Consider the following 7,954-nt stretch of genomic DNA (forward strand, 5'->3'; position numbering starts at 1 on the left):
CGGCGTGACCGCCGCGCTGTCCGCGGCCTCGGCGTTCGTGACCCGGGCCCGCGACGGGCGTCCGCACGAGCCGGTCGAGGGCTTCTCCGACGACGAGCGCGCCGCCGCCGGCGTCCCCGACACCCGTCCGGGCTGGCGCCGCCTGCTCCGCCTGGCCTGAGCACACCCGCGACGGCCCCGTGACCCGCCCGGGCACGGGGCGGTCGCGTGTCCGGATACCGGCCGGTACCGTTCCGTCCCCACACCGGGGCCCGTCCGGAGCGGTCCGACCGCGCCCGATCCCCGAGCGCGGCGCAGGTCACGGGCCCTACGGGGGTCGCGACGGCCGATGCGCCGATAGGGTGGCTGCCGAGCACGGCACGCGCCGGCGCCCGCCACGGGCGCCGACCCGCGATCGACCTGCCACACCCCACCGCCGGGACCCGGCGGGCCGGGGGAGAAGACGACAGGCACGACGAGCCCTGGAGGCATCTGTGACGGTCCGCGTAGGAGTCAACGGCTTCGGCCGCATCGGCCGGAACTTCTGGCGGGCGGTGGACGCCCAGCGCGCCGCCGGCACCACGGACATCGAGATCGTCGCGGTGAACGACATCACCGACAACGCGACGCTCGCGCACCTGCTCAAGTACGACTCGATCCTGGGGCGCCTGCCCTACGAGGTCACCACCTCGGGCGACGAGATCGTCGTCGACGGCAAGGGCTTCAAGGGCCTGGCCGTCCGCGACCCCGCCGAGCTGCCCTGGAAGGACCTGGGCGTCGACGTCGTCGTCGAGTCGACCGGTATCTTCACCAAGCGCGAGGCCGCGGCCAAGCACCTCGACGGCGGCGCCAAGAAGGTCGTCATCTCCGCCCCGGCGACCGACGAGGACATCACCATCGTCAAGGGCGTCAACGACGGCGACTACGACGGTTCGCAGACCATCGTCTCGAACGCGTCCTGCACCACCAACTGCCTCGCGCCGATGGCGAAGGTGCTCGACGACCTGGCCGGGATCGAGAAGGGTCTGATGACCACGATCCACGCGTACACCCAGGACCAGAACCTGCAGGACGGCCCGCACAAGGACCTGCGCCGCGCCCGCGCCGCCGCCCTGAACATCGTCCCCACCTCCACCGGTGCGGCGAAGGCGATCTCGCTGGTCATGCCGCACCTCAAGGGCAAGCTCGACGGCTACGCGCTGCGGGTGCCGATCCCCACCGGCTCGGCCACCGACCTGACCGTCGAGGTCCGCAAGGAGGTCACCGCCGCGGAGATCAACGCGGCGATGAAGGCGGCCGCGGAGGGCCCGCTCAAGGGCGTCCTCAAGTACACCGAGGACCCGATCGTCTCCTCCGACATCGTCACCGACCCGCACTCGTGCATCTACGACTCGGGCCTGACCAAGGTCATCGGCAACCAGGTCAAGATCGTCGGCTGGTACGACAACGAGTGGGGCTACTCCAACCGCCTCGTCGACATCACCGGTCTGGTGGCGTCGAAGCTGTGAGGACCCTCGACGACCTCGTCGCCGAGGGCGTACAGGGCCGGACCGTGCTGGTCCGCTCCGATCTGAACGTTCCCCTCGACGACGACCGGAACATCACCGACGACGGCCGCATCCGCGCGTCGGTGCCGACGATCAACGCCCTCTACGAGGGCGGCGCCCAGGTCGTCGTCACCGCGCACCTCGGCCGTCCGAAGAACGGGCCCGACGCCAAGCTCTCGCTCGCCCCGGTCGCGCAGCGGCTCGGCGAGCTGCTCGGCGCCCCGGTGCGCCTGGTCGAGCTCGGCACGCCGCTGCCGTCGATGGCCGCCGGTGACGTCGTGATGCTGGACAACATCCGGTTCGACGCCCGCGAGACCAGCAAGGACGACGCCGAGCGCGGCGCGTTCGCCGACGAGCTCGTCGCCCTGGTCGGCGACGACGCGGCGTTCGTCTCCGACGGGTTCGGCGTGGTGCACCGCAAGCAGGCGTCGGTCTACGACGTCGCGCAGCGGCTCGACGCCTACGCCGGCGGGCTCGTCCTGTCCGAGGTCGAGGTGCTCCGCACTCTGACCGGCTCGCCGGAGCGGCCGTACGCGGTCGTGCTCGGCGGCTCCAAGGTCTCGGACAAGCTGGCCGTGATCGAGGCGCTGCTGCCGAAGGTCGACACGCTGCTCGTCGGCGGCGGGATGTGCTTCACGTTCCTCGCCGCGCAGGGCCACGGTGTCGGCTCCTCGCTGCTGGAGTCCGATCAGGTCGACACCTGCCGGACGCTCCTGGAGTCCGGCAAGATCGTCCTCCCGACCGACGTCGTCGTCGCCGACGCGTTCTCCGCGGACGCGAACACGAGGACCGTGCCGGTGGACGGGATCGACGACGGCTGGATGGGCCTCGACATCGGACCCGACTCGGTGCGGGAGTTCGCGGCCCGCATCGCCGACGCGAAGACGATCTTCTGGAACGGCCCGATGGGCGTGTTCGAGCTGGCACCGTTCGCCGATGGCACCCGCGGTGTCGCGCAGGCGATCGCCGACGGCGACGCCTTCTCCGTCGTCGGCGGCGGGGACTCCGCCGCCGCGGTCCGGGCGCTCGGCATCGCCGAGGACGCGTTCTCCCACATCTCCACCGGGGGCGGCGCGTCCCTGGAGTTCCTGGAGGGCGCGACCCTGCCGGGCGTCGCCGTGCTGGAGGAGGACGCCTGATGGCCACCCGCAAGCCCCTCATCGCGGGCAACTGGAAGATGAACCTCAACCACCTCGAGGCCATCGCGGTGGTGCAGAAGCTCGCCTTCGCCCTGCCCGACCGGTACCTCGACAAGGTCGAGGTGGCCGTCCTGCCGCCGTTCACCGACATCCGCAGCGTGCAGACGCTGATCGACGGCGACAAGCTGCGCCTCGTGCACGGCGCCCAGGACCTCTCCCCGCACGACTCCGGTGCCTACACCGGTGACGTGTCGGGCGTCATGCTGGCCAAGCTGGGCTGCACCTACGTCGCCGTCGGGCACTCCGAGCGGCGCGAGATCCACGGCGAGGACGACGCGGTCGTCAACGCCAAGGTGCTCGCCGCGCTCAAGCACGGGATCACCCCGATCCTGTGCGTCGGCGAGGGCCTGGACGTCCGCGAGGCGGGCACCCACGTGCAGCACTGCACCGACCAGCTGCGCGGGGCGCTGAAGGGCGTCACCGCCGAGCAGGCGGCCGGTCTCGTGCTCGCCTACGAGCCGGTCTGGGCGATCGGCACCGGCAAGGTGGCGGGCCCGGCCGACGCGCAGGAGGTCTGTGCCGCGCTGCGCGCGACGCTGGCCGAGCTGTACTCCGACGAGGTCGCCGGGACGGTCCGCGTCCTCTACGGCGGCTCGGTGAAGTCGTCGAACGTGGGCGAGATCGTGGCCCAGACCGACGTCGACGGCGCACTCGTCGGCGGCGCCAGCCTCGATGCCGAGGAGTTCGCGAAGCTGTCGGCGATCGCCGCGGGTGGCCCGCTGCCGTAGGCGGCTCCGTACCCGTCCCGCGGCCCCGGTCCCCTGTCAGAGGGGCCGGGGCCGCTGGAGTATTCTCGGCCACTCCGGCGAGCGACCACTGATGGGGAAGCGCACGTGATCCTGACCCTCCAGATCATCCTGATCGTGACCAGCCTCCTGCTGATCGCGATGGTCCTGCTGCAGCGCAGCAAGGGTGGTGGTCTGACCAGTCTCTTCGGTGGCGGCGTGCAGTCGAGCCTGTCCGGCTCGGCGGCGGCGGACCGCAACATCGCTCGCTACACGGTCTTCGTCGGCCTCATCTGGCTCATCGCGGTGGTCGGCAACGGCCTGCTGCTGGCCACCGGCTGACGGTCGGACGGACGAGAGGGAGCGGGACATGGCAGGCGGCAACGCGATCCGCGGTACCCGGGTCGGTGCGGGACCGATGGGCGAGAACGAGCGGGGCGAGACCGCCCCGCGCGAGCGCATCCCGTTCTACTGCGCGAACGGGCACGTCAACAACACCTGGTTCGCCGCGGAGGCCGAGGTCCCCGAGACCTGGGACTGCCCGCGCTGCGGGCTGCCGGGCGGACGCGACGCGGAGAACCCGCCCGCCGCGCCCCGCACCGAGCCGTACAAGACGCACCTGGCGTACGTGAAGGAGCGGCGCAGCGACGCCGACGGCGAGGCCATTCTCGAGGAGGCCCTCGGCCGGCTGCGGGCCTCCCGGGAGCTCTGACCCGGTCCCACGGCGCGCCCGGGTCGTGACCGGGCGCACGTCCGGGTTAGATTCGGTGGTCATGAGCCGCTGGACGCTGCCCCCGGACCGGATCCCCTCGGCATGGTTCAACGTCGTGCCGCACCTGCCGACGCCGCCGCAGCCGCCCCTGCACCCCGGGACCCGCGAGCCGGTCGTCCCCGAGGACCTGGCGCCGCTGTTCCCGACCGCCCTGATCGAGCAGGAGGTCAGCGCCGAGCCCTGGATCGACGTCCCCGGTGAGGTCCTCGACATCCTGAGGCTGTGGCGGCCCACGCCGCTGGTCCGCGCGACCCGGCTGGAGAAGGCGCTGGGCACCCCGGCGCGGATCTACTTCAAGGACGAGTCCCTCTCGCCCTCGGGCAGCCACAAGACCAACACGGCCGTGGCCCAGGCGTTCTACAACGCCCGCGAGGGCACCACCCGGCTCACCACCGAGACCGGCGCGGGCCAGTGGGGGACCGCGCTGTCGTTCGCCGCTGCCCAGTTCGACCTGGACCTGAAGGTCTACATGGTGCGGGCGTCCTACGGGCAGAAGCCCTACCGGCGGATCGCGATCGAGACCTGGGGCGGCGAGGTCGTGCCGTCGCCCGTCGACGAGCCCGACCACCCCGGCTCGCTGGGCTCGGCCATCTCCGACGCGGTCCGCGACTGCGTCGGCCGCTCCGACACCCACTACGCGCTCGGCTCGGTGCTCAACCACGTGCTGCTGCACCAGACCATGATCGGTCTGGAGGCGAAGGAACAGCTCGCGCTGGCGGGGGAGCGGCTGCCCGACGTCGTCATCGCGCCGTGCGGCGGCGGCTCCAACCTGGGCGGGATCGCCTTCCCGTTCGTGCCGGACTCCGGCGTGCGGCTGCTCGCCGTCGAGCCGCTGTCGTGCCCGACGCTGACCCAGGGCCGCTACGACTACGACTTCGGCGACACCGCGGGCCTCACCCCGCTGATGCCGATGTACACCCTGGGCCACGACTTCGTGCCGCCGTCGATCCACGCCGGCGGGCTGCGCTACCACGGTGACTCGCCGCTGGTGTCCTCGCTGGTCAAGGACGAGCGGATGGAGGCCGTCGCCTACCCGCAGGGAAAGGTGTTCGAGGCCGCCATCCAATTCGCCCGCACCGAGGGCAAGATCCCGGCGCCGGAGTGCGGGCACGCCATCGCCGCCACCATCGACGAGGCGCTCGCCGCGAAGGAGACCGGGGAGGAGAAGGTGATCCTCTTCAACTACTGCGGTCACGGCTTCCTCGACCTGGCCGCCTACGACGACTACACGAACGGCCGGCTCGACGAGATGGGCTGACGGGATCGGCTGAGCCCCACCCGCACCACGACGGCCCGTCCCCCGGACCAGGGGACGGGCCGTCGCCGTGCGGGCGGTCAGCGGCGCAGACCGCGCAGCAGGGCCGCGGTGTCGCGGCGGCGGGCCCACGCGACCACGCACACCGCCACCAGGGTCAGCGCCGGGAACGCGACCATCGCGGGCATCAGCACCGCGGTGACCGCGGTGGCCCCGACCATCAGCGCGACCTGGCAGACGGCGGCGAGCCCGCACAGCCGCGGGACCAGCAGGGCGACCGCGCCGGCCAGCTCCAGCCAGCCGACCACGACCATGCCGACGGCCCCCAGGCCCAGCAGGTCGAACCCGGCGACCGCGACCGGGTCGGCGTTCACCTTCGGCAGCGCCGCCATCACGAAGACCCCGGCCAGCAGCACCTGCAGCACCCACAGGCCGACGGTGGCGGCCCGCGGACGACGGGTGGCGGAGGTGGTGGACGCGGTCCCGGTACGGGTGGTGGTCATGGCGGGCTCCCCGGTGCTCGCGGTCCCGGGCCGGGGCCGCCGTTGCAGAGGAGACCGGGGCCGTCGCCGGAACTCATCGGTGCGCCCGGTCCGGGTTCGGACCGTCGGTCCCGGCTGCGTCGGGTGTCGCGTCGGCGGTGTCTGCGCGGGCCGTGCCGGATGCCCGGACCCGACACCCACCGGAAACCGCGCTCGGTTGCTCCACGAAACACCGCGGGCGAACCATCCCTGCCGGGGTCGGGGAACTGCGACGACGGAGGACGCGTGGGCGTGAATGCGGGAGACACCGCGTGGGTGCTGGTCAGCGCCGCGCTGGTGATGGTGATGACGCCGGGACTGGCGTTCTTCTACGGCGGGATGACCCGCAGCAAGTCCGTGCTCAACATGCTGATGATGAGCACCGTCTGCCTGGCCGTGGTCAGCGTCCTGTGGGCGCTGTACGGCTACAGCTGGGCCTTCAGGAACGACGTGGGCGGCGGCCTGATCGGCGGCGGGGAGTTCGCCGGGCTGGCGAACACCGTCGGCGCGATGGTCGGCGTCGGCAGCGACTCGGCCCCGTGGCCGGGCACCGACGCCCTGCCCGCGCCGGCGTTCGTGATGTTCCAGCTCATGTTCGCGGTCATCACCCCGGCGCTGATCTCCGGCGCCGTCGCGGACCGCACGAAGTTCTGGGGCTGGACGGCGTTCGTCGTGCTGTGGGTGACCATCGTGTACTTCCCGGTCGCGCACTGGGTGTTCGCCTTCGACGGCTTCACCGGCCCGGACAACGTCGGCGGCTGGATCGCCAACACCCTCAAGGCCGAGGACTTCGCCGGTGGCACCGCGGTGCACATCAACGCCGGTGCCGCGGCGCTCGCGCTGGCGATCGTGCTCGGCAAGCGGCGCGGCTGGCCGCGCGAGCCGATGCGTCCGCACAACCTCCCGTTCGTGCTGCTGGGCATGGCGCTGCTGTGGTTCGGCTGGTTCGGCTTCAACGCCGGTTCCGCGCTCTCCGCGGGTGACCTCGCCGCGACCGCGTTCACCAACACCATGCTCGCCACCGCCACCGCGCTGATCGGGTGGCTGCTCGTCGAGCAGGTCCGCGACGGGCACCCCACCACCCTCGGTGCGGCCTCCGGCGCCGTCGCCGGGCTGGTCGCGATCACCCCGGCGTGCGGGTTCGTGCAGCCGGTCGGGGCGCTGGCCATCGGGCTCATCGCCGGTGCGGTGTGCGCGCTGGCCGTCGGGCTGAAGTTCCGCTTCGGCCTCGACGACTCCCTCGACGTCGTCGGCGTCCACCTCGTCGGCGGCATCGTGGGCACCCTGCTCATCGGCTTCTTCGGCGACAACAGCGTCAACTCCGCCGCCGCCGGCGACAACGGCCTGTTCTACGGCGGCGGGCTGGTCCAGCTGGGCCGCCAGGCGCTCGCCGCGGGTGCGGTGCTGCTGTACTCCTTCATCGTCGCGCTGGTCCTCGGCTACCTGATCAAGGTGACCATCGGGTTCCGCATCGACGAGGAGAACGAGGCCACCGGCATCGACGAGACCGAGCACGCCGAGACCGCCTACGACTTCTCGTCGCTGGGCAGCCGCGCGCTCGCCGGGGCCTCCCGCCCCGCGACGCCGGCCACCCGTGAGCCCGTGGGGGAGAGCCGATGAAGCTCGTCACCGCCATCGTCAAGCCGTTCGCGCTGGAGGACGTCCGCGGTGCGCTCGAACACCTCGGTGTGCTCGGGCTGACCGTCGGGGAGGTCCGCGGGCACGGCAGGCAGAAGGGACACACCGAGATCTACCGCGGCGCGGAGTACTCGGTGGACTACGTGCCGAAGGTGCGTATCGAGACCGTCGTCGACGACGAGATCGCCGACACGGTCGTCGACGCCATCGTCGAGGCGTCCCGCACCGGCAGGATCGGCGACGGGAAGATCTGGGTGCAGCCGGTCGAGACCATCGTGCGCGTCCGCACGGGCGAACGCGGCAGCGACGCGGTCTGAG

General features: G+C 72.1%; 9 protein-coding genes. 8 read left to right on the forward strand and 1 reads right to left on the reverse strand.

What is annotated here, in order from left to right; translation table 11 throughout:
• Positions 1-473: 473 nt before the first annotated feature.
• The 6 genes from gap to GTW08_RS20680 all read left to right on the forward strand — a co-directional run bounded on the left by gap (position 474) and on the right by GTW08_RS20680 (position 5,480).
• Positions 474-1,487: a type I glyceraldehyde-3-phosphate dehydrogenase gene (gap, locus tag GTW08_RS20655; protein WP_073574708.1), complete on the forward strand. Its 1,014-nt coding sequence runs from the start codon at positions 474-476 to the stop codon at positions 1,485-1,487.
• Entirely contained in the window at positions 1,484-2,665 is a 1,182-nt protein-coding gene (locus GTW08_RS20660; protein ID WP_073574709.1) for a phosphoglycerate kinase, read from the forward strand. The genes gap and GTW08_RS20660 overlap by 4 nt, the downstream gene beginning before the upstream one ends.
• Positions 2,665-3,453: a triose-phosphate isomerase gene (gene tpiA, locus GTW08_RS20665; RefSeq protein WP_062395591.1), complete on the forward strand. Its 789-nt coding sequence runs from the start codon at positions 2,665-2,667 to the stop codon at positions 3,451-3,453. Before GTW08_RS20660 ends, tpiA begins: the two co-directional genes overlap by 1 nt.
• 105 nt (positions 3,454-3,558) lie before the next feature.
• Complete coding sequence (secG, locus tag GTW08_RS32055) at positions 3,559-3,792, forward strand: preprotein translocase subunit SecG (RefSeq protein ID WP_020627703.1); 234 nt, start codon at positions 3,559-3,561, stop codon at positions 3,790-3,792.
• Between the two features lie 28 nt (positions 3,793-3,820).
• The gene (locus GTW08_RS20675; RefSeq protein ID WP_020627702.1) at positions 3,821-4,162 is read left to right on the forward strand and encodes an RNA polymerase-binding protein RbpA; all 342 of its coding nucleotides are present in this window, start codon (positions 3,821-3,823) and stop codon (positions 4,160-4,162) included.
• A 61-nt stretch (positions 4,163-4,223) separates the two neighbouring features.
• Complete coding sequence (locus GTW08_RS20680; RefSeq protein ID WP_073574710.1) at positions 4,224-5,480, forward strand: TrpB-like pyridoxal phosphate-dependent enzyme; 1,257 nt, start codon at positions 4,224-4,226, stop codon at positions 5,478-5,480.
• Between the two features lie 77 nt (positions 5,481-5,557).
• On the opposite strand, the gene GTW08_RS20685 is transcribed toward GTW08_RS20680, so the two are convergent.
• Complete coding sequence (locus GTW08_RS20685) at positions 5,558-5,980, reverse strand: DoxX family protein (protein ID WP_073574711.1); 423 nt, start codon at positions 5,978-5,980, stop codon at positions 5,558-5,560.
• A 270-nt stretch (positions 5,981-6,250) separates the two neighbouring features.
• On the opposite strand from GTW08_RS20685, the gene GTW08_RS20690 reads away from it, so the two are divergent.
• Together GTW08_RS20690 and GTW08_RS20695 are read left to right on the forward strand one after the other, a co-directional pair.
• Positions 6,251-7,618: an ammonium transporter gene (locus tag GTW08_RS20690; RefSeq protein ID WP_217266864.1), complete on the forward strand. Its 1,368-nt coding sequence runs from the start codon at positions 6,251-6,253 to the stop codon at positions 7,616-7,618.
• Complete coding sequence (locus GTW08_RS20695) at positions 7,615-7,953, forward strand: P-II family nitrogen regulator (protein ID WP_073574713.1); 339 nt, start codon at positions 7,615-7,617, stop codon at positions 7,951-7,953. The genes GTW08_RS20690 and GTW08_RS20695 overlap by 4 nt, the downstream gene beginning before the upstream one ends.
• Position 7,954: the final 1 nt, after the last annotated feature.

Source organism: Pseudonocardia sp. SID8383 (assembly GCF_009864975.1).
GTDB lineage: Bacteria > Actinomycetota > Actinomycetes > Mycobacteriales > Pseudonocardiaceae > Pseudonocardia > Pseudonocardia alni.

Coding starts and splice junctions, on each gene's coding strand:
- tpiA (WP_062395591.1), top strand. CDS start 2,665: ATGGCCACCCGCAAGCCCCTCATCGCGGGCAACTGGAAGATGAACCTC.
- GTW08_RS20675 (WP_020627702.1), top strand. CDS start 3,821: ATGGCAGGCGGCAACGCGATCCGCGGTACCCGGGTCGGTGCGGGACCG.
- GTW08_RS20680 (WP_073574710.1), top strand. CDS start 4,224: ATGAGCCGCTGGACGCTGCCCCCGGACCGGATCCCCTCGGCATGGTTC.
- GTW08_RS20685 (WP_073574711.1), bottom strand. CDS start 5,980: ATGACCACCACCCGTACCGGGACCGCGTCCACCACCTCCGCCACCCGT.
- GTW08_RS20695 (WP_073574713.1), top strand. CDS start 7,615: ATGAAGCTCGTCACCGCCATCGTCAAGCCGTTCGCGCTGGAGGACGTC.